We start from the raw sequence: 20,760 nt of genomic DNA, 5'->3' as shown, positions 1-20,760 counted from the left end.
CTGCATCACATCAGCGATTAATTCGGGAGAGATATACAAAAGGCACCGTTTGCGCCTGCACAAACCGGTGTACGGTTTGCAGGAACGCATCTCTCCAGGCTGATTCACGGGGAATCGTCTGGCAGATTCCCCCGGAAGATCAGATGGACAGGCCGCCGCCGCACACGATGGTCTGGCCGCTGATGTAGTTGGATTCGGGCGTGCACAGCAGGTAGACGGCATCGGCCGCCTCTTCCGGCGTGCCGGCACGCCCCAAAGGAATACCGGACTCAAAGGTTTTGACCAGATCGGGACTGACGCCCACCTTGATGTCGCGGCCTTCGATACGGATAGTGGCGTCGCCACCGGCCACCACTTCCGTCAGGCGGGTCCGTATCATGCCGAAGGCCACGCAGTTCACGTTGACGCGGTAGCGACCCCACTCCTTGGCGAGTGTCATGGTCATGCCCAGCAGGCCAGCCTTGGCAGCGGCATAGTTCACCTGACCGGCGTTGCCGCCGAGGCCGGCAATCGACGAGATGTTCACCACCTTGCGGAACACCTCGCGCCCCTGTTCCTGTTCGGCCTTGTTCAGATGGCGGATTACCGGCTGCGCGGCACGCAGGATGCGAAATGGCGCGGTGAGGTGCACGTCCATCATAGCGTACCATTGCTCGTCGGACATTTTCTGGATCACGTTGTCCCAAGTATAGCCCGCATTGTTGACGATGATGTCCAGTCCCTGAAACGACTGCATGGCTGTCTTGATAAAGCGGTCCGCGAAATCCGGCGCTGTTACGCTACCCACGCAAGCCACCGCTTCGCCGCCCTGAGCACGAATCAGTGCCACCACTTCCTCGGCGGGGCCTTCTTCCAGATCATTGACAACTAGGCGAGCGCCTTCGCTGGCGAGCTTGAGCGCGATGCAGCGGCCGATACCGCGGCCGGAGCCGGTGACGAGGGCGACTTTTCCAGAGAGATTCTGAGGCATGTTATGGCTTCCATCAGTAAGGGGAAAACGTTAAAGCAGGCGGCGGTTCGCGCGCACTGCTGTTTAAAGAGCAATGACCGCCTCACCCAGTACTTTCGACTCGCCGTACTGGTTAGCGGACTGGATTGACACCCTGACACGTCTTTCGCCATCGACCTCCAGTTTCTCGACAACGTGACCCGTACAGGTAACGGCATTCTGCAAATGCGTGATGCTGACAAAACGCGCCTCGAACGAACGCAGCCGCTGCTGGGGTACCCAGTTGGTCAGCAGGCGGCCCAGCCAGGCCATCGACAGCATGCCGTGGGCGAACACGTCAGGCATGCCAGCGCTGCGGGCAAAATCGAGATCGATATGGATGGGGTTATGATCGCCCGAGGCACCGGCAAACAACGCCAGCGTGCTGCGACTAATCGGGGGCAGTTGTAACGGCGGCAGGAGCTGCCCCACAGCCATCTCATCAAATGTCATCATACTGGTTCTCTCTCAGGCATTGCGCTGGATGATCACGGAAGTGAGATCGGCGACATGCTCGCCCGCCTGATTCCTGACCCGGGTTTCTCGGGTGATAAACTCCAGGGCACCCTGCTTTTTGTCGCTGATGTCGGTTATGCGGCTCTCGAACGTAAGCAAATCTCCGGCACAGGCGGGCCGGTGATACACGAACCGCTGCTCGCCGTGCAGGATACGCGCGAGATCCACGCCGAGAAAAGCGAGCCATTCGAAAGGAGCGGGCCTCTCAAGCTCCAGCGAGAACAGAAAAGTCGGTGGCACCGGCAACGAGCGGTAGCCCGCACGCTTGGCCGCTGCTTCATCAACATAGACCGGCGAGGTTTCGCCGATGGCTTTTGCGAAGAAACGCAGCCGTCCGGCCTCGACCAGGACGGAATGGCTTGGCCATGTCCGTCCGATGTGGGATTTGTCCAGCATGGTGTGCTATGCCTTCTGGTAGAGGGTGACGACACAGGCGCCGCCCAGTCCAAGATTGTGCTGCAGGGCGTTGCGCGCCCCTGCGACCTGGCGAGCCTCGGCCGTGCCGCGCAGCTGATGCGTCAGCTCGTAACACTGGGCAAGGCCAGTGGCACCGAGGGGATGTCCCTTGGACAGCAGGCCGCCGGAGGGATTAGTGACGACCGCGCCGCCATAGGTATTGGCGCCGGTCTCCACGAAGCGCTCCGCTTCGCCGACCGGGCAGAAACCCAGAGCTTCGTAGGTGATGAGTTCGTTTTGCGCGAAGCAGTCGTGGAGTTCGCAGACGTCGATGTCCTCCGGGCCAACGCCGGACTGCGCGTACACACGGCGCGCCGCTTCCTGGGTCATGCCGAAACCGACCAGATCGATCATGTCGTGTGTAGAAAAGGTGTCCGGGAAGTCGGTCGTCATGGCTTGCGCCGCGATGAAGACATCGCGGCGCAAGCCATGACGCTGCGCAAACGCGTCGGAGACGAGGAGCGCGGCCGCCGCGCCGCAGGTCGGCGGGCAGGCCATGGAACGGGTCATGACGCCTGGCCAGATCAGCTTCTCGTTTAGGACATCCTCGGGCGAGACCACCTGCCGGAACAACGCCAGCGGATTGTTGGCGGCATGGCGGCTGGCCTTTGCGCGGATCTTCGCGAAGGTCTCTATCTTCGTGCCGTACTTGCGCATGTGGCTCTGGCCTGCTCCCCCGAAATAGCGTAGCGCCAACGGCAGATCCACATCCACCAACGCATCGGTGACGGCGTCGAAATCCGCGAAAGGGCTTGGGCGGTCGGTAAAGACGCTGCCGATGGCGCCGGGGTTCATCTGTTCGAAACCAACCGCCAGCACGCAATCCGCCACACCACTCGCTACCGCCTGTCGCGCCAGGTAGAGAGCGGTGGAGCCGGTGGAGCAGTTGTTGTTGACGTTGATGATGGGAATACCCGTCATGCCCAGCGGGTACAGCGCCTTCTGCCCGCAGGTGGAGTCGCCGTAAACATACCCGGCGTAGGCTTGCTCGACCTGGGTATAACGAAGGCCGGCATCGTCCAGCGCCAGCCGGACCGCTTCTGCTCCCATCTCGTGATAGGGCCTGTTCTGGCCAGGCTTTACGAACGGAATCATGCCGACACCGGCGACAAATACCCTTTTTTGATTCATTTTCGACATCCCCGCTGATCTTTTGGTCAAATGACCAAGGCTGCGATTCTATGAGTCCATCACCGAAGTTGTCAAGATGCTGTCATTGCCCCCCTGCCGATCTCATGGAACAGAGGCTACAAGCCGACCTTGGTCAACTGCTCAAATAGTGCTACTTTTATTTGATTGAGCGCCCAAGCGTCAAATCACGGGAAATCAAAGGCGGCTGCGACCGACAACAGGGAAGGGACTGTGAAGGACTTGCTCCCAGCAGCCTTTTCTTGGAGGGTGCCTGCCCCTGGAGTCTATTGAGAAAACGATCAAAAACGATTAGGCCAGATGCCATGAAACTACCTAGACTGCCAAAAATCAGCCCCGGCCCGCCTCTTCTGAGGGGAGAAGATGAGCTGGACAAATACCGCAGCCTCTTCGTCAACATGACAGAAGGCTTCGCCTTGGGCGAGGCGCTGCTGGACGAGAAGGGAGTGGCCTATGACTTCCAGCTACTCGAAGTCAACAAAGCCTTCTTCGCCCAGACCGGCTTTCCCCGTAACTGTGTCGGTCGGCCCTCTCTGGAATGGGCGCCTCGGCAAGAAAGCATCTGGCGGGAAAATTACTGTGGCGTCGCCTTGAGCGGCCGGGCAAAACACTTTGTAAGTTTCAGCATCGATACTGGCCGACACTATGAGTTGTACTGCTACTGTCCCCAGCCCAGACGCTTTGCCGTCGTCTTCCGTAATATCAGCGAGCGCGTACGGCTGGAGCAGCAGCTCAGCCAGCGTGAGCATGAGCTGAGCCAGATGGTTGCTGGCCTCCCCGGTCTGGTGTGGACGGCGCAAGCCGATGGGCGTGCGGATTTTCTCAGCATGCAATGGTTGTATTACACCGGTGTGGACCCGGCCACTTTGCAGGGGGACAGCTGGCTAACCGTGCTGCACCCCGACGACCGTGCAGAGGCGGCCGCCACTTGGCACAGTGCCCATACCGCACAGCGTGACTATGCGATTGAGCGCCGCATCCGCCGCCACGATGGCGTCTATCACTGGTTTCATGTCCGCGGCCTGCCCTTGCGTGATGAGGCCGGCGCTGTCATGCGCTGGTTTGGCATCTGCACCGATATCGACGACCTGAAGCAGGTGCAATCAGCACTGGCCGAGAGCGAGCAGCGATATACCGCACTATTCAACAACAAACTCAACGCCGTCGCACACTACCGGCTCATCACGAACGCGGCTGGCCTGCCGGTGGATTTCAGCCATATAGCCGTCAACGCGGCCTATGGAAAGATGCTGGGCTTGTCCCACGCCGATATCGTCGGCAAGCGTCTGGCGGAGGTCTTCCACGGCAGCCTGGACCCGAGCCTCAATCTGATCCAGCGCTTCGCCCAGGTGGCGCTGCAGGGCAGCCAAGACCAGTTCGAGGCAGGACTGCCAACAGACGGCCAGTGGTTCGACGTATTCGTGCATAGTCATCAACACGGGGAATGTACCGCACTGTTCTCGGATATTACTGATCGTAAACAGGCAGAGTTTGCCCTGCGCCAGAGCGAGCGCTGGCGGCCGCGTTCGAGCAGGCCGCCGTGGGGCTCGCACACCTATCGGTCGATGGCCACATGCAGCGCATCAATCGCAAATTCTGCCGACTTCTGGGCTATACGGAGGATGAACTCCTCGGTCAGCACTTCTGCCGGCTCATCTATCCCGAGGATTGCGAGCCGGATATGATCGAGCATGAGCGGCTACGCCGAACCGAAGTGCCCTGGGTGAAGATTGAACGGCGGTTTCCGCACAAGCTCGGCCATGCGGTCTGGCTGCGGGTTACCCTCAGCGCGGTACGCGATGAGGAAGGCGCTTACCTGTATGGCCTGGTGGTGGCGGAGGACATCACCGAACGCATCCAGGCCGAATCGGCCGATCGCGCCAAGACCGAATTTCTAGCCACCATGAGTCATGAAATCCGCACTCCGTTGAATGGTCTACTCGGCTTCACGGGACTGCTGCTCGATGGACCGCTGGACGAGAGCAAGCGTCATTTCGCCGAACTTGCCCGCCAATCCGGCGAATACCTGCTGCATCTGCTCAACGATTTTCTGGATTTCTCCAAGATCGAGGCTGGCCGCATGGAACTGGAGCCGGTGATATTCGACCTGCATGCGGAAGTGGGACAGGTACTTGCACTGGTGCAACCGAGCGCGGCGGCCAAAGGTTTGGCGCTGCGCCATACCCTGGCTGCGCCCCATCGGCTGCGGGGCGATGCCGCCCGACTGCGACAGATTTTGCTGAACCTGCTCACCAATGCGGTGAAGTTCACCCAACAGGGGCACATCCTGCTCAATTGCACCGAGTCGGCGCGACACGATCATTCCGTGCGCCTCTGCTTTGAAGTCTGCGATACCGGCATCGGTCTCGACCCGGCGATTCTTTCCCACCTGTTCACTCCCTTCGTGCAGGCACAATCCATGACCCGCCGCTTTGGCGGCACTGGCCTGGGACTGGCCATCTGCAAGCGTCTGGCCGAGGCCATGGGCGGTGACATTGGTTATCGCCCCTACTCCGGCGGGAGCGCGACCTTCTGGGTGGATCTGCCCTTTGAGCGTCTGCCCTCGGAAAACATCCCCTTGCCGGACACCAGTTTAGCCGTCTTCCACGGTACATCAGGCGGCAAATCTCGTGGTCGGGTGCTGGTGGTAGAAGACAATTCCGTCAGCCAGCAGCTGGCTGCCGTGGTTCTCAAGCGCCTGGGCTGTCAGGTGGACGTGGTGGGTAACGGCAGCGAGGCGGTCACCGCGTATCAGCAGTTACGCTACGACCTCATCTTCATGGACTGCAACATGCCGGTGATGGACGGTTTCGAGGCCACGCGGCATATCCGGCAGCTGGAAGGCGAGCGTCGCTCCGGCGGGAACCCGCATGTCCCCATCATCGCCATGACCGCTTCGGCCCTGCAGGGCGATCGTGAGAAGTGCCTGGCCGCCGGCATGGATGACTTCATCTCCAAACCGTTGCGCCTTCAGCACCTGGGCCAGATTGTGGACAGCCGGCTACCGTTGCCTTAGCGCGAACATTGACTTTCGATTGACCGTGATCGGCGAGATGTAACTTACGGCGGCATCGGAGGAGGATAAACTGCTTACATTGGCGACACCCCCACAAAGATGTCGTCCAATGCGTTGGTATTACGTTCTCGAATGTCAGATGGCATCAGCTGTCGCGTAAAAGGTCATGTCAGCCCTGCCCGAAAGCCATGTAGCGTTGGACATGATGGTCGCGATCGCCGAACATCTGCGCGTAGTGCGTGACACGCCGGAAGTAGTGCCCGATATCCAGTTCCTCGGTGACGCCTATACCGCCGTGAATCTGTACGGATTTCTGGGCGACCATCACGGCCGATCGAGCGATATAGGCTTTGGCAATTGAAATTGCCTTTTCACGATCTGCACATTCCTGCGTATCGCCTTGGAGGCCGGCCATCCAGACGAGCGACTCGGATTGTTGGGTTTCGATGAACATGTCGACCAAATAATGCTGGATGACCTGAAAACTTCCAATTGCGACGCTGAACTGTTTTCGCATTCTGGCGTAATCCCGGGTCTTGTTCAGCATGGCTGATGCGGCCCCCAGCAGGTCGGCGCATATTGCCGCGTTGGCCACGTCGATGGCTCTCTTGACGGCATCGATTGCTACGCATCCACGTGCCAGCACAGCAGTTTCAGGCAGCTTGACAGCGTTCAGGTTGACTTCCGAGGCACGCGAGCCGTCGACGACACGGTAGTGGTTCAAGGATACGCCTGGCGCCGAGGATGGCACTGCGATCAGCATCGCTTCACCATTTGCGGCACATGCCGTTACCAGCAGTACGTGGGCATACTCTGCGCCGAAGACAACAGATTTCTGTCCGTCAATGCGTATGCCATCGCCATTCTCCGTGACCCGCGTTGCAATCAGTGTCGGGTCGTAATGGGAGTTGGCTTCCAACGCCGCCAGCGCCCCTCGTGTGGTGCCTGCTGAAACGCCTGACAACAATTGCATCGCATTGACACCACCTGCGAACTCCAGAACTTTGCCCGGGAGCACGGCGCAAGTAAGCCACGGGTCGGTGCACAATTTCTCACCAAGACGCCTTGCAATCAACTGGATATCCACCAGTGAACCGCCAAACCCCCCAACGGATTCCGGGAAGGGCAGCGCCATCCAGCCCAGCTCTGCCATAGCAGTCCAGCGCGACTCGTCAAATGCGACATCGGCCGCGAGTTGCTTGCGGTAGAGATCAAAACTGTACTGTCCGGCCAGATACTTTGATGCAGACTCATCCAGCATGCGCTGGTCATCCGATAAGCGAAAATCCATCTTGATTCCCCTGTTTTGTAAGGTGTTGTCAGAGTCCGAGCAGCATCTTGGCGATGACGTTCTTCTGAATTTCGTTGGTGCCGCCGTAAATCGTGGCCGCACGCAGGAAGTTGTAGCGCTCGCGGGTGCGATTGAAGGCAAAGCTGCCCACGGGTTCGCTGTTGTCCCACGTCAGGGACAGATGGCCGCCCAGCTCCACCATCGCTTGCGTGATGGCCTGCTGCAGTTCGGTTCCCTTGATTTTCAGTCCGGAGGACTCGGCGCCCAGACCCATGCCTTCTTCGGTCGCGGCAACCGTGCGGAAGTTGGTGTACTCAAGTGCGGCTAGATCGATCTCCAGTTCGGCGACCCTGCGGCGGGCAAAAGGGTCATCCCAGCGGGAACCGTTGCCCTGTTTCGTGTCCTTGAGCATCTGCTTAAGGCGTTCGATTTCCCGCTTCGAGTCGGCAACGCCGGCGATAGTGGTTCGTTCATGGGTCAGCAGAAACTTGGCAATGGTCCACCCCATGCCTTCGCTGCCGACCAAGTTCTCTACGGGCACCCTGACATCGGTAAAATACACCTCGTTCAGGTGGTGATGCCCGTCGATGGAGTGAATGGGCCGAATCTCGATGCCCGGCGTGTTCATGTTGATCAGCAGGAAGGAAATGCCCTGCTGCTGCTTTACGGATGAGTCCGTACGCACAAGGCAAAAACACCAGTCCGCCCAGTGCGCCTGTGTCGTCCAAATTTTCTGGCCGTTGACGACGTAATGGTCTCCGTCCAGTACGGCAGCCGTTTTCAGGGACGCCAGATCCGATCCCGCATTCGGTTCGGAATAGCCCTGACACCAGTGGACATTGCCGCTGATGATGCCTGGCAAGTGCTGCTGCTTCTGCTCGGCGGAGCCAAAGGCGCAGATGACCGGGCCGACCATGGAAACACCGAACGGCGACACCGGCGGTGCGCCCGCGCGAGCGCGCTCAAGGTCAAAAATGTATCGCTGTGTTGCCGTCCATCCAGGACCACCATGCTGGGCAGACCATCCGACAACCAGCCACCCCTTCCTGCCGAGCACTTGCTCCCATCCATGTTGTTCGTCCCGGTTCGGCATTTGGCCATTATCCGCACGCGATCTGAGCGAAGCAGGTACGTTTTCGGCGAACCACTGGCGCACTTCGTTCTGGAAGGCCAGTTCTTCTGTAGTAAACTCAAGATTCATGGTGTTTCCGTCTTGTTGGTTTTTAGAGATGAAAAATAGATGACGTCTGTTTTCAGCCGACGTTTCTCGACATGTCCTGCCAGTACGGTTTTCGCAACTCCGTCTTCAGGACCTTGCCGGCGCCGCTTAATGGCAATGGCTCATGGCGGATATCCACACTCCGCGGTAGCTTGTAGCCGGCAATACGATCCCGGCACTGGGAAATGATGTCGGCCGGGACAAGGTTCACCCCAGGCTTGGGAACGACAATGGCGTGCACGCACTCGCCCCATTTTTCATCAGGAATGCCGATCACCGCGCATTCCTGCACGCCGGGATGCAGATGGATGGCACCCTCCACCTCCACGGAAAAGACATTCTCGCCGCCCGTGATGATCATGTCCTTGGCACGGTCTACGATAAACACGAAGCCGTCCTTGCACATGTAGCCCAAATCACCGGTATGCAGCCAGCCATTGCGCAAGGTCTCGCGTGTCTGCTGCTCCAGTTGCCAGTAGCCCCGCATCACGTTCGGCCCTCGCACGCAGACTTCGCCGATGGTACCGGGCGACACCTCACTGTCTTGAGCGTCAAGTATCCTGACATCCACACCATAGGCAGGCTGGCCAGCGCTCTCCAACCGGTCGCCGCCTGCGGCGTGCTGCTCGGGGGACAGGAAGGAGATAACCGGGGAGGACTCGGTCTGGCCATAGCCTTGGGTAAAGCCGACCCCTGGCATCTGCTGCATGGCGCGCATCAGTACGGCTCTCGGCATCGGCGAGGCGCCATACATGAGGCGGCGCAGGCTGGAAATGTCGTAGTCGCTTATCTTTCCGGAACTGACCAGTAGATTGATCATCACAGGTACGAGCAAGGCATGCGTCACCCGCTCGCGCGCCATCGTGGCAAGCACGTTCTCCACGTCGAAGCGCGGCACCGCGCAATGCGTCGCACCCGCCATAGTGACGGCAAAGGTGCTGGCCATGTCGGCGAGGTGGAACATCGGCGCAGCATGCAGGTAGATCGTGCTCGCGTCATAGGCCAGCGCCGGCAGTACATTGAGCGCGTTGGCCAAGAGATTGGCATGGGTAAGCATGACGCCCTTGGACTTTCCCGTGGTGCCACCGGTATAAAAAAGGCCTGCCAGGGTATCGCCGCCGACTGCGGCATCGGGAACCACCGAGCCCGTCGCCACGAGCGCTTCATAGGCGAGGTAGCCATCTGGCACTGCGCCGTCACTCATATAAATGATGTGCTCAACCGTAGTCATGGCTGACCGCAGCGCCGCCAGTATCGGGGCAAAGGTCTCGTCGATGAAAAGCACACGGCTGCCGGAGTCGTTCAGCGTGTAGGCGATTTCAGCCGGAGTCAGCCGAATATTGACCGGATTACAAGCGGCGCCAGCCCAAGCGACGGCGTAGAAATACTCAACATAGCGATCGCTGTTGAGCGAGAGGATGGCCACTCGATCTTCCGAACCCACACCCAATGCGCGCAAGGCTCCGGCCAGACGGGCGACACGCGCCCCGACCTGGCGCCAGGTGCGGCGGCGCTCTCCGTCAATGGTGGCGAGTTGGTCGCCGCGGGTCTGGAGCGCGCGATGCAGACCTTGAGTCAGGGACATGGTGTACTCCTTACTGGTGGCACTGGGCCGCCTTAATGTTGGTCGATAAAGGCCAGAATGGCATCCGAAAAGATGTCGTTGCGGTCGCCAGCGACCATGTGGCCAGCCTGCGCAATCTCGACAATTTCGGCATGGGGAATGAGTTCGCGCAGCTCGCGCACGCCTTCTTCGCTGACGATGTCGCTCTGCGTGCCCCGGACGAGCAGTGTCGGCACCTGAATGCGGCGTGCCGCAGCGATACGCCTTTCCTGCTGCTGTGTCATCATGGCTGGGTCGGCCCGCTCCGGATGCTCTAGGAGGCGCGGATCCCAGTGCCAGCGATAGCGACCGTCGCTGCAAAGGCGCAGATTTTTGCGTAGACCCGAGCCATCGCCAGCCTGTTGGCGCTGCGGATTGTAAGCTGCTACGGCAGCGCGTGCCGTCTCAAGCGATTCAAAGCCATCCGGATAGCCACGCATGAAGGCCACGATACGGGCAACGCCCTCGGGTTCAATGCGGGGTGCGATATCGACGAGCACGAGCGCGCGACAGGCCAGCCTCCCCTCGCCCACGCCTATCAGCGCGGTGATGCCGCCCATGGAAGCACCGACGAGTACCGGCGCGCGGCCGTCCTGTTCCGGCAACGCAGTCAGGTCGGTGACCAGCGTGTCAACGCTGTAATCACTATCAGGTGCCCAGTCGCTGTCGCCATGGCCTCGTGTATCGATGCTCATGGCTTCGTAGCCGCGTTGCGCGATGCGCTGCGCCGCGCCAGCCCAGGCATGGCGTGTCTGGCCGCCGCCATGCAGGAACAACACCGGTCCGTTACCGCCACGGCCCCAGCGCTCACCGTACAGGTGTACACCGCCGTGCCCGCACCATTCGAACAGGTCGCCCTTGTCTCGGGAGGCCAGCGCCTGCGGTGCATTCAAGGCAAGATTCATGTCGTGTAGTACTCCTTATTCAGAGTCAGGCCAGCCGGGTCAGCAGGCGCAGGGCTTGCCCGTAGCGGCGCGGAAACAGGCGCTGCAGGACGTCCAGCGCCACTGCATCCGGCCCCACCAGAATGCGCGGATTCTTGCGTCGCACCCCGTCGAGAATGATGTGGGCTGCTCGCTCCGGTGTGGTCAGCGTCAATCGGTCGAACAGGGCAACAAAACGCTCCCGGTCGCGGTCGCCGCCCGGCCCCCGGTGAAAGCGAGCGTTGCGTGCGATATTGGTGCGAACGCCGCCCGGGTGCACACTGTGTACGCTGACCGCTCCGCCAGCGAGCTCGGCGGCAAGCGCCTCGGTGAAGCCGCGGATAGCGAACTTGCTGGCATTGTAGGCCGACTGGGTCGGCACAGCGATGAGTCCGAAGGCGCTGGAAATGTTCACCAGCGCCGCGCGCTCCTGACGGAGCAACTGCGGCAGGAAAGCCTGGCTGCCGTGCACCATGCCCCAGAAATTGATGTCCATAACCCAGGCAAAATCCTCATGGGTCATGTGCTCGACTGTCTCGGCAAGGCCGACCCCGGCATTATTGATGACGAGTGCGGCACCGCCGGTCTCGCGCATCACCGCGTCGGCAAAGGCGAACATTGCTTGGCGGTCGGCCACGTCAAACGCTTCGATGCGCTCGACGCCGCGCAGTCGAGCCGCGACAGTCAGCAGCGCAGCGTGATTGCGGTCCACCAGTACAAGGCGCCCCCCCTGATGGTCAAGCGCTTCCGCTAGAGCCAAGCCGATGCCGGACGCGGCGCCGGTGATTACACATACTTTCCCACGCCACGATTCCATTGTATTTCTCCTCTCTCTACATACCATTTCGCTGGCGGCCGGACGCTAGCCAATACGCTCCACGCCCTTCCAGAACGCCGCCTCAAGCTGCTTTTTGGGCAGCTTGCCCGCCAGATTGCGTGGCAGGTGGCCGAATTCGACTCGGCGTGGGACCTTGAAGCCATACAGTCCCTGCTCGCGGCAGTGCGCCAGGATATCCTCGGCGGTCACTGACGCCGCATCCTCCCGCAGTTCGACCACTGCCGCAGGAACTTCGCCCAGATCGGGGTCCGGTGCGCGAACCACCGCGACGTCGAGCACATCGGGATGGCGCTTGATGACCTCTTCGATCTCGTTGGGAAAGAGGTTAACGCCGCCCGTGATGATCATTTCCTTCTCACGTGAGGTGAGGTAGAGGAAATCATCCGAGTCGAGATAGCCGATTAAGCCGTCGTCGTACCAGAGCTGACCCTCTACCTCGATGAAGCAGTCATCCGTCTTTTTCTGCTCGCCGACGTACTGCAAACCGAATGTGAGCGCGGAGCGCACCAGCACCTTACCCTCGACACCACACGCAGCCCAGCTCCCCGTCGCAGCATCGTAGATCCGACACTGCGCGGCCCGAACCTTGCCAACGCTGCGGTATCGCTCCGGATGGCGGGCATAGTCCCCGGGCAGCAGGATAGTAATGATGCCCGTCTCCGAGGCACCGTAATACTCGTGGAATACATCCCGTGGCGCGCCTTGTTTCTGGAACAGCGCATTGATGGCTATCTTCACAGGGGCCGGACAGGGTGCGGCGGCGCAAATCAACGTTCGCATACTCGACAAGTCATAGCGCTGCCTGACCTCGTCGGGCAGCGCCAGTACGCGCTCCAGCATGGTTGGCGCCACGAAAGTCCAGCTGATGCGTTCCGCCTCGATCATCTGCAGGAAAGCCTCAGCCGTAAACTTGCGCATCGGCACCACGGTCCCGCCAAAAAGGAAGGGCAACACGGCCACCTGCACGCCGGCGTGATAGAGCGGCCCCGGCACCAGCGAGCGGGCATTGCCGCTTTGCGCGTCGTGCAAGTCACCCAACCCGTACCAGCCGAGGGCGGAGAGCTGACCCAAGGCCATGCGCAGGGCCTCGTCTCGGCTCGCTCCCCGGCGGGCACTGTCAGTCTCGCCGAACATGGCCGCTTGATCCAGATTGATGAATTTTGGCGTACCCGTGGTGCCGCCGCTGTACGCTTTCGCCGACAAATGAAAAGTTCCCGGACGCAGCCGTGGCAAGGCGTCGGCCAGCAGGCGCTCGTAGGCGAGCGTGCCTGACGGCGCGTCCTGGCTGCCTACAACCAGAATGTGGCTGACCGTCGTGAGCTGGTCGCGTACAGCGAGCACTCGATCCAAGAAATCAGCATCGACCACCACAACCTTGGCGTTCGCACGTTGGATGCACTGCGCCAGTTCGACCGGCTTCAGGTGCCAGTTGAGCATCGGCATGATGATGCCGGAGAGATTGCATGCTTGATTGATCTCAAACCATTCGGCCCCGTTCTGCAAGAGGACGGCACAGGCATCGCCTTCGCGAAGGCCTAGCGTATGGAGCGCATCCACGACGCGCAGGACACGCTCGCGGAATGCCAAAAAAGAGAGTCGGCGCTTGCCATCAATCACCGCCTCGCGCGTGCCAAGACTTTCCCAGAAGCCCAGAAAAAATTCGCGCCCCAGCCCAGAGTTCTTCCGGTGATGCCGCCAAGCGGCGCCCAGCAGGTTACGGGCAAGGCGGCTTGCGCCCATTTGGCCGATCACTGCCCCTGCGGCAAGCCTTGCCTCACCCGAGGCCAGCAATTTCAATCGAGACATAGATCTTCGTCCTTTACCACTTTAAGCTGGCATGTGGTCACCGGGGCAAACACGGTGAAATCATATTTTTCGGGTCGGAATGTCTTCGCGCGCAGGACATACTCTGACGCGAGTCCGGGAAAGAGTGCGTGGTTCTCGCCATTCGCGTCGAGATACCAACTGCGGCAGCCTGAGGTCCACGAGGTATGCCGCATCCGCGCCTGCAACGCATCGTGCCAGGCATCTTGCTCACACTGGCGCACGTTGAGGTAGCGCAGATTACGCTCGAAAAGTGTCTTGAGCGCCTGCGTGATGTAGCTGGCCTGCGACTCGGTGTAGACCAGCACTGAGGTATGACCGGGGCCGGTATTAGGCCCCAGCATCAGGAACCAATTCGGGAAACCGCTGACCGCCATGCCAAGGTAAGCCTTGCTGCCGCGCGCCTTCCACGCGTCGCTAAGCGACACGCCTTCCAGTCCGCGTACCTCGAAGGGCGCATTGCCTATGTCCAAGCGAAAGCCCGTGGCCAGCACGATAACATCCACCTCGTGCGTCGTGCCGTCCGCCGTCACCACCCCCTGAGGAGTGACGCGAACGATGGCGTCAGTGATGACATCGACGTTTTCCCGCGCCAGGGCCGGAAAATAGTCGTTCGACAACAGGACTCGCTTGCAGCCGATATGGAAAGCCGGCGTCAGCTTCCGGCGCAGCGCCGGGTTCTGGATCTGCCCCTTGAGATAGGCACCCGCCGCTCGTTCGAGCAGACGGGAGGCCGGTGAATCGACGATAACGAGTGGTCCGAAAATTGCTTCGCTGGCCGCGAAAATACCGTTCCGAACGGCCCGCTGCAAGACAGGCAGCCGCGCAAACAGGCGGCGGGTGCGCGCTGCCACCGTGAAATCGGGCTTGGGCAACACCCAGGCCGGCGTGCGCTGGAAGACGTTGAGTTGCGACACCGTCGGTTGTATTGCCGGAATGACCTGTATCGCGCTGGCACCAGTACCAATGACGGCGACTCGCTTGTTCCTGAGATCAACATCGTGCCGCCAACGTGCCGTGTGGAATTGCTGGCCCTTGAAAGTCTCAAGCCCGGGAATGGCCGGATACGCCGGATTCACGAGCCCGCCCACGGCCGAGACCACCGCACGGGCGGTCAACTGACTGCCGCCCTCCAGCGTCAAGCGCCAGAGGCCGACCCTGGCATCGAAGACCGCCTGCTGGACATTAGCGCCGAAACGCAGCCAAGGCATGAGATCGTATTTCTCTACGCAGTGGCGAATGTACTGGTGGATTTCACGGTTGCCAGCGAAGCTGCGACTCCAGTCAGGCCGTTGGGCGAAGGAATAGGAATACACCACAGACGGCACGTCACAGGCGCAGCCGGGGTAAGTGTTATCCCGCCAGGTGCCGCCGACATCATCCGCCCGCTCAAGAATGACAAAATCGGTGATTCTGGCCTGCTTGAGGCGAATCCCTGCGTTGATTCCCGAGAATCCTGCCCCGATTACAATCACATGATAGTCCGCCTTTTGCGTCGGGGTCTGGATTGAATCGATCTGACGGTCAGTCCTTCTCATGCCAACACTCCACTACCCAAGGCAGCATCATAATAATCCCATTATTTGGTCAAATGACCAAACCATTACCGCAAAAAAACCATGGCCTGTCAAGCTTGATCCTTAATGCGTGAAATGCCCTGACAGCGCCAAGCGAGAGTTAATTGTCTTTTCGAAGAAGAGGTTCAGCTATTCAAGGCAAAGATTTCCAGTTTGGGCGATGACGAAATCGTCCCCTTGCTAAACGTTGTTCTGCAGTCCATCAACCAGTTGTTCACCTTGCGCCACGATTGGAAGGGCTGAGCCTTATAAGGGCCATTCTGATGCACGATAATTAATGAGGTGGCCTGTAATGATATAAATTTGGCACTTTTTGACATACTGGCTAACCGTACTTGCTGATAGCATCGTTTTAATTTGGTCAAATGACCAAGAGAAAGGTCAACGCTGTGAGTCAATTATCACTCACCGTGCCATTACAGAAGGAGTACACCTCATGATTGAAGAAACCACCACCCTGAAAGCCAGTCGCCGCCAGCCTGCAGGAGCCCGCGTCGGCATTCCGCCCCGGCAGATGGATTTCCACATGGATGCTACGAACCGCTACTTCTACGATGACAACGCCACGGCCACCTTGTTCTTCGCCATGCTGTCGAGCTGGTTTCCTCCCGGTGAGCGCTTCTTCATGAACTCTGTAAGGAATTATCGCGACCTCGTCCAAGACGTCAGGCTGAAGGATCAGGTTTCCGGCTTTATGGGGCAAGAAGCAATCCACGGGCGCGAGCATGACAGGCTAAATCAACTGCTCGAACAGCGCGGCATTGACCTGCGCTTTCCGGTGGCTGCTGCAAAACTGGGACTTGGCTTACTGGAGCGACTGCCAAAGAGCACCCAGATCGCGGCCACAACATTCATGGAGCATTTTACAGCACTGCTTGCCGAGGATCTGCTGGAGAACCCCGAGTTTGCTGAAAAGGCTGATCCGGAGATGATCAAGCTCTGGCAGTGGCACGCATTCGAGGAACTCGAGCACAAGGCGGTTGCCTATGATGTGTACGAATTGGTAGGCAATTCGCGTATTGAGCGTGCAACCGCCGCCGCCGCCGTGGTTGTCACGATGGTTCCTGCTGTGTTCCTGAGTTGGGCGTGGTTGGTGGCACGAGAGGGCAAGGCCACCGATATCCGGGATATCCGCAAAGGGTTGAATCTCATGCTCGGCCCCCAAGGTTTTGTCACGGGCATTCTGCCGAAATTGCCGTTGTTCCTTGCCAAGCACTTCCATCCTGCGCAGCACGACACCAGCGCGCTAGAGGCAAAGTGGGCAAAGGCCATGTTTGGCGACAACGGCTTTCTGAACACTTACTTCAAGAATCGCTCTGCCGTCATGGAAACGGCTGTACATTGAGAAAACGGCTGACTGCAATGACAAACAACCACGTCGATGTACTCATCGTAGGCGCCGGCATCTCTGGCATCAGCGCCGCCTATCACTTGCAGAGCAAGTGCCCGGGGAAAACTTATGCCATTCTCGAGCGCCGCACGGCAATTGGCGGAACTTGGGATATCTTTCGTTACCCAGGGATCCGGTCAGATTCAGACATGTTCACCCTTGGCTATAATTTCAAACCGTGGACGGATCCGCAGATCATCGCTGATGGCCCCAAGATTCGGGATTACGTGCGTCAAACTGCCTGGGAAAACGGCATTGACAGGCATATCCGCTTCGGGCGCAAGGTCATCAGGGCGTCTTGGTCGAGTGAGACAGCCTTGTGGACCGTGGAGACGCGGGTCGGCAATTATGATGCCGGCACGGAACCAAAGGAGGGGGATGCCACAGAGACCTATACCTGCAACTTCTTGATGATGTGCTCCGGCTACTATAACTACGACAAAGGGTATGTGCCGGAGTTCAAGGACTTGCCGAAATACAAGGGTCGGTTCGTGTTGCCGCAGTTCTGGCCCAAAGACCTTGATTATACAGACAAGAGGGTTGTGGTGGTCGGCTCAGGCGCGACGGCTATTACCATTGTCCCGGCCATGACCGACAAGGCCGCACACGTCACCATGCTGCAACGTTCTCCCACCTACGTTCTTAGCGTGCCACAAAAGGATCTGGTCTCGGAGGCCATGCGCCGGATGCTCCCCGAAATGCTCGTATACCGCATCGGCCGGACGCGCAATATTGCGCTGACTGCGGGAATGTTCAAACTGTCGCGCTCGCGACCGTTGGCTGTCCGGCGTATGCTGCTTGCACAAGTGCGGGCGCAGGTGGGCAAGAGTGTTGACATAAAGCACTTCACGCCGACCTACAATCCTTGGGATCAGCGCCTTTGTGCGGTGCCTAACGGAGATCTGTTCAAAGCCCTTAAAGCGGGCAAGGCGTCGGTGGTGACCGATCATATTGATCGCTTCACCGCGCACGGCATCAGGCTGAAGAGTGGGCAGGAGCTACCGGCAGACATAGTTGTTTGTGCTACCGGCCTCGAACTGCAACTCTTCGGAGGAGCCGAGTTTATTGTGGATGGCAAGCCTTTCCAAGCCAGCCAGTCGCTAAATTATAAAGGCATGATGTTCAGCGACTTGCCGAACTTATCGAACACCATGGGTTACACCAATGCCTCATGGACGTTGAAGGCAGATCTGATCGCCGAATACGTGTGCCGTCTTCTCAAGCACATGGACAAGACCAGCACGAAGATATGCGTGCCACGCGTCAACGATACTTCCATCAAGCGAATGCCGTACCTTGACATGACCTCAGGTTATTTCCAGCGCGCCGTTGATCGCCTGCCTCGTCAGGGCGACAAGGTGCCGTGGCGGCTGTTTCAGAATTATGCGCTCGACATGAACATGATTCGCCGCGGCAGGGTCGATGATGGAGCGATGCTGTTCAGCAGGCCGCAAGTAACCGCAGATTCCAGGCGGGCCGCGATCGCCTCGTGAAGCGCGTCGCGGTAGAGAAAACTATGGGGCAGCTTGTTTCCTTGATGACAAGTGCGCTGCCTTGATTAAGCGGATTCATTCCCAAAGGAGGTTGTATGAGCGATTTTGTGGAGGCCCTGGTAGCTGCCTACCCAAATGTCCCCTTTCAGAAATTGTTAGGGGTTGAGATTGTTGAGCTTGTCCCAGATCGGGCCACCATTAAGGTTCCATTCCGTCATGACTTGGTGGGGGGTGGCGAAGCACTGCATGGTGGCGTCATGAGCAGCCTGCTCGACTTGACCGGGGCGCTTGCCGCCTGGTCCAGCCATGATGTCTCGCGGGGTGTCAAGGCCGCTACGGTGAGCCTCACGATTAATTACCTATCGGCCGCTATCGGGAAGGATATTCTGGCGACGGGTATCGTCCGACGTCGCGGCAAGGAATTGGTGTTTTGTGATGTGGACATTGTCGATGCCGATGGCAAGGCGGTGGCAAGTGGATCGATGATTTATCGAATCGTCTGAAGCTTGTGTGCTGTTGGAATACTCCCGAGCAGGTTCCGTGTCCTGCTCAGGCGGGTCGGCTCGTCTTTGTCGTAAACCTGGCGGCTGGTATCCGGGTGATCGAAGGGGCGTATCACATCCAGAATGAGAATGCCTGCGACAGCCGGCTGCAGCAGAAGATGGTACGCTTTCACGGCGGTGCGGCCAAGTATTTGGCGAATTACTTGAGCTGGACGATTTTGGGAGTGATTTGGGCCAAATATCGCGCCTGCCATGCGCCTGAGTGTCGCCTTGGCGCGCGAATTACTTTTAACAATTAACGACGACATAGCCCTTTTCTATGGCGCTATTGTCCAAAACTCACAACCGGATAATCACTATGAATGCCATCAGTCCCATCATCTACACCGAATCCGATCCCACCCAGATGAAGCGTGTTTTTGACGACCAACTGGAAACAGCCCTGCGCTGGCGTCAGTCCACCGCCACTGAACGGCTGAACCGCATCAAGCGCCTGCGCGAAGCGCTGCTGGCAAAGCGGGAAGACTTCTACAAGGCTTTCGCCAGCGACTACCGCAAACCGGTTGCAGAGGTCGATATCACTGAATTCATGCCGGTGCTGGATGAAATCCGTCACGCCATCGGCCGCCTGAAGCACTGGATGAAACCGCAGCGGGTATGGCCGACCAGCCTGATGATCGCCACAAAGGCCTGGGTGCAGTATCAGCCCCGCGGGCGCGTACTGATTATTGCGCCGTGGAATTACCCGCTAAACCTCTGCTTTGGCCCGTTGGTGTCGGCGCTGGCCGCCGGAAATACCGTCATTCTCAAACCCTCGGAAATGATGCCGGCGGTGTCGAAAGTGATGGCCGATATCATCCGCGATGTCTTCCCGGAAAACGAAGTGGCGCTGTTCGAAGGCAGCCTGCCGACGGCGACCGCCTTACTGGACATGCCCTTCGACCACATCTTCTTCACCGGCTCACCGATGGTGGGCAAAGTGGTGATGACCGCCGCCGCCAAGCACCTGACCAGCGTCACGCTGGAGCTGGGCGGCAAGTCTCCCACCATTGTCGACGCCAGTGCCAACCTGAAGACCGCCGCCGAAACGCTGATGTGGGGCAAACTCCTCAACGCGGGACAGACCTGCGTCGCCCCCGATTACCTGTATGTGCATGCCTCGGTGAAGGACGCTTTTGTCGCGGAATGCCGGACGATTATCGAGGCCCGCTATGGCAAGACCGCTGCTGAGCAGAAAGCGAGCCCTGACCTGACGCGTATCGTCAATCCGCGTCATGCCGGACGGGTCGCTTCGCTGTTGCAGGATGCGGTTGGCGGCGGCGCGAAGGTGCTGACCGGCGGTGATGTTGATGTCAGTGATTGCTGGGTTTCGCCAACCCTGCTGGACCAGGTGCCGGGCGATTCCCGCATCATGGAGGAAGAGATTTTCGGACCGGTGCTGCCCATCATCCCCTTCAACGATCTGGATGAAGTGATCGCCGATATCAACGCGCGGCCGAAACCGCTGGCACTGTATTTGTGGAGCCACAATCAGGCCAACATTGACCGGGTGATGGAGCGCACGTCCTCCGGCGGCGCGTGCATCAACCACTGCCTGATGCAGGTCGCGCACGGTAACCTGCCTTTTGGCGGCGTGAATAATTCGGGAATCGGCAACGCGCACGGGCATTTCGGCTTCAAAGCTTTCTCGCACGAACGGGCGGTCGTGCGCGCCTCCGCGATCATGCTGGTGCGGCTGTTTTTCTCACCCTATAACGCGACGCGGATGAAGGTAATCAAGATGGCGCTGGACTCGTTGAAACTGCCGATGGTGTAACGTCTCAGGGGCTTTTGGCGTATAGGCTGGGGGTTGCAGCCACCCTCCTCCATACTGCGTATCGCAACCAGCCAAGACAGCCCTTGGTTCATACCACCCCGACACGTTCCCACCATTGACGGTTTTTCCGGGCGGACTGATTTCAACGGCGGCGCCAT

Annotated in this window: 15 protein-coding genes and 3 pseudogenes; 7 read left to right on the top strand and 11 right to left on the bottom strand. The window is 59.2% G+C overall.

Annotated features, from left to right (window positions below; all coding sequences use genetic code 11):
- Positions 1-139 precede the first annotated feature (139 nt).
- The 4 genes from EV700_RS16310 to EV700_RS16295 all read right to left on the bottom strand — a co-directional run bounded on the left by EV700_RS16310 (position 140) and on the right by EV700_RS16295 (position 3,091).
- Positions 140-970 (bottom strand): SDR family NAD(P)-dependent oxidoreductase, encoded by an 831-nt coding sequence (locus EV700_RS16310; RefSeq protein WP_130415788.1) that lies wholly within the window; start codon positions 968-970, stop codon positions 140-142.
- A gap of 63 nt (positions 971-1,033) precedes the next feature.
- Positions 1,034-1,444 carry a MaoC family dehydratase gene (locus tag EV700_RS16305; protein ID WP_130415786.1) on the bottom strand — a complete coding sequence of 137 codons (411 nt, stop codon included), beginning with the start codon at positions 1,442-1,444 and terminating at the stop codon, positions 1,034-1,036.
- Between the two features lie 12 nt (positions 1,445-1,456).
- Entirely contained in the window at positions 1,457-1,900 is a 444-nt protein-coding gene (locus EV700_RS16300; protein ID WP_130415784.1) for a MaoC family dehydratase N-terminal domain-containing protein, read from the bottom strand.
- Positions 1,901-1,906: 6 nt separating this feature from the next.
- Positions 1,907-3,091, bottom strand: a complete 1,185-nt coding sequence (locus EV700_RS16295; protein WP_130415782.1) for a lipid-transfer protein — start codon at positions 3,089-3,091, stop codon at positions 1,907-1,909.
- Positions 3,092-3,414: 323 nt separating this feature from the next.
- Between EV700_RS16295 and EV700_RS17265 the strand changes: the two are divergent.
- A pseudogene (locus EV700_RS17265) lies at positions 3,415-4,593 on the top strand (PAS domain S-box protein); the annotation flags it as partial.
- A gap of 56 nt (positions 4,594-4,649) precedes the next feature.
- Positions 4,650-6,125, top strand: a complete 1,476-nt coding sequence (locus EV700_RS17170; RefSeq protein ID WP_165391530.1) for an ATP-binding protein — start codon at positions 4,650-4,652, stop codon at positions 6,123-6,125.
- A gap of 169 nt (positions 6,126-6,294) precedes the next feature.
- Here the strand turns inward: EV700_RS17170 and EV700_RS16280 are convergent, their stop codons facing one another.
- The 7 genes and pseudogenes from EV700_RS16280 to EV700_RS16250 all read right to left on the bottom strand — a co-directional run bounded on the left by EV700_RS16280 (position 6,295) and on the right by EV700_RS16250 (position 15,361).
- Entirely contained in the window at positions 6,295-7,416 is a 1,122-nt protein-coding gene (locus tag EV700_RS16280) for an acyl-CoA dehydrogenase family protein (protein WP_130415776.1), read from the bottom strand.
- A 28-nt stretch (positions 7,417-7,444) separates the two neighbouring features.
- Positions 7,445-8,617, bottom strand: a complete 1,173-nt coding sequence (locus tag EV700_RS16275) for an acyl-CoA dehydrogenase family protein (RefSeq protein ID WP_130415774.1) — start codon at positions 8,615-8,617, stop codon at positions 7,445-7,447.
- A 52-nt stretch (positions 8,618-8,669) separates the two neighbouring features.
- Positions 8,670-10,223: pseudogene (locus tag EV700_RS16270) on the bottom strand (long-chain-fatty-acid--CoA ligase); the annotation flags it as partial.
- Between the two features lie 29 nt (positions 10,224-10,252).
- Complete coding sequence (locus EV700_RS16265) at positions 10,253-11,143, bottom strand: alpha/beta fold hydrolase (protein WP_207224709.1); 891 nt, start codon at positions 11,141-11,143, stop codon at positions 10,253-10,255.
- Positions 11,144-11,168: 25 nt separating this feature from the next.
- Positions 11,169-11,978 (bottom strand): SDR family NAD(P)-dependent oxidoreductase, encoded by an 810-nt coding sequence (locus tag EV700_RS16260; protein ID WP_130415770.1) that lies wholly within the window; start codon positions 11,976-11,978, stop codon positions 11,169-11,171.
- A gap of 45 nt (positions 11,979-12,023) precedes the next feature.
- Positions 12,024-13,805, bottom strand: a complete 1,782-nt coding sequence (locus EV700_RS16255; protein ID WP_130415768.1) for an AMP-binding protein — start codon at positions 13,803-13,805, stop codon at positions 12,024-12,026.
- Positions 13,793-15,361 carry a flavin-containing monooxygenase gene (locus tag EV700_RS16250; protein WP_130415766.1) on the bottom strand — a complete coding sequence of 523 codons (1,569 nt, stop codon included), beginning with the start codon at positions 15,359-15,361 and terminating at the stop codon, positions 13,793-13,795. Before EV700_RS16250 ends, EV700_RS16255 begins: the two co-directional genes overlap by 13 nt.
- A gap of 475 nt (positions 15,362-15,836) precedes the next feature.
- Here EV700_RS16250 and EV700_RS16245 point away from each other — a divergent pair, with 475 nt between their 5' ends.
- The 5 genes and pseudogenes from EV700_RS16245 (at position 15,837) to EV700_RS16225 (ending at position 20,602) form a co-directional block, all read left to right on the top strand.
- Positions 15,837-16,745 carry a metal-dependent hydrolase gene (locus tag EV700_RS16245; protein ID WP_207224708.1) on the top strand — a complete coding sequence of 303 codons (909 nt, stop codon included), beginning with the start codon at positions 15,837-15,839 and terminating at the stop codon, positions 16,743-16,745.
- Between the two features lie 17 nt (positions 16,746-16,762).
- Positions 16,763-18,283, top strand: a complete 1,521-nt coding sequence (locus EV700_RS16240; protein WP_130415764.1) for a flavin-containing monooxygenase — start codon at positions 16,763-16,765, stop codon at positions 18,281-18,283.
- 95 nt (positions 18,284-18,378) lie between these two features.
- On the top strand, positions 18,379-18,786 hold the full coding sequence (locus EV700_RS16235; protein ID WP_130415763.1) for a PaaI family thioesterase: 408 nt from the start codon (positions 18,379-18,381) through the stop codon (positions 18,784-18,786).
- A 71-nt stretch (positions 18,787-18,857) separates the two neighbouring features.
- A pseudogene (locus EV700_RS17165) lies at positions 18,858-18,998 on the top strand (IS1595 family transposase); the annotation flags it as partial.
- Between the two features lie 146 nt (positions 18,999-19,144).
- On the top strand, positions 19,145-20,602 hold the full coding sequence (locus tag EV700_RS16225; RefSeq protein WP_130415759.1) for an aldehyde dehydrogenase family protein: 1,458 nt from the start codon (positions 19,145-19,147) through the stop codon (positions 20,600-20,602).
- Positions 20,603-20,760: the final 158 nt, after the last annotated feature.

This window comes from Fluviicoccus keumensis (assembly GCF_004217445.1).
GTDB classification, from domain to species: domain Bacteria; phylum Pseudomonadota; class Gammaproteobacteria; order Pseudomonadales; family Moraxellaceae; genus Fluviicoccus; species Fluviicoccus keumensis.
This window is presented reverse-complemented; position numbering and strand designations above follow the sequence as displayed.

What these genes read in the sequence shown, in the direction of transcription:
- EV700_RS16310 (WP_130415788.1), bottom strand. Translation starts at nt 970, where the DNA reads ATGCCTCAGAATCTCTCTGGAAAAGTCGCCCTCGTCACCGGCTCCGGC.
- EV700_RS16305 (WP_130415786.1), bottom strand. Translation starts at nt 1,444, where the DNA reads ATGATGACATTTGATGAGATGGCTGTGGGGCAGCTCCTGCCGCCGTTA.
- EV700_RS16300 (WP_130415784.1), bottom strand. Translation starts at nt 1,900, where the DNA reads ATGCTGGACAAATCCCACATCGGACGGACATGGCCAAGCCATTCCGTC.
- EV700_RS16295 (WP_130415782.1), bottom strand. Translation starts at nt 3,091, where the DNA reads ATGAATCAAAAAAGGGTATTTGTCGCCGGTGTCGGCATGATTCCGTTC.
- EV700_RS16280 (WP_130415776.1), bottom strand. Translation starts at nt 7,416, where the DNA reads ATGGATTTTCGCTTATCGGATGACCAGCGCATGCTGGATGAGTCTGCA.
- EV700_RS16275 (WP_130415774.1), bottom strand. Translation starts at nt 8,617, where the DNA reads ATGAATCTTGAGTTTACTACAGAAGAACTGGCCTTCCAGAACGAAGTG.
- EV700_RS16265 (WP_207224709.1), bottom strand. Translation starts at nt 11,143, where the DNA reads ATGAATCTTGCCTTGAATGCACCGCAGGCGCTGGCCTCCCGAGACAAG.
- EV700_RS16260 (WP_130415770.1), bottom strand. Translation starts at nt 11,978, where the DNA reads ATGGAATCGTGGCGTGGGAAAGTATGTGTAATCACCGGCGCCGCGTCC.
- EV700_RS16255 (WP_130415768.1), bottom strand. Translation starts at nt 13,805, where the DNA reads ATGTCTCGATTGAAATTGCTGGCCTCGGGTGAGGCAAGGCTTGCCGCA.
- EV700_RS16250 (WP_130415766.1), bottom strand. Translation starts at nt 15,361, where the DNA reads ATGAGAAGGACTGACCGTCAGATCGATTCAATCCAGACCCCGACGCAA.
- EV700_RS16245 (WP_207224708.1), top strand. Translation starts at nt 15,837, where the DNA reads ATGATTGAAGAAACCACCACCCTGAAAGCCAGTCGCCGCCAGCCTGCA.
- EV700_RS16240 (WP_130415764.1), top strand. Translation starts at nt 16,763, where the DNA reads ATGACAAACAACCACGTCGATGTACTCATCGTAGGCGCCGGCATCTCT.
- EV700_RS16235 (WP_130415763.1), top strand. Translation starts at nt 18,379, where the DNA reads ATGAGCGATTTTGTGGAGGCCCTGGTAGCTGCCTACCCAAATGTCCCC.
- EV700_RS16225 (WP_130415759.1), top strand. Translation starts at nt 19,145, where the DNA reads ATGAATGCCATCAGTCCCATCATCTACACCGAATCCGATCCCACCCAG.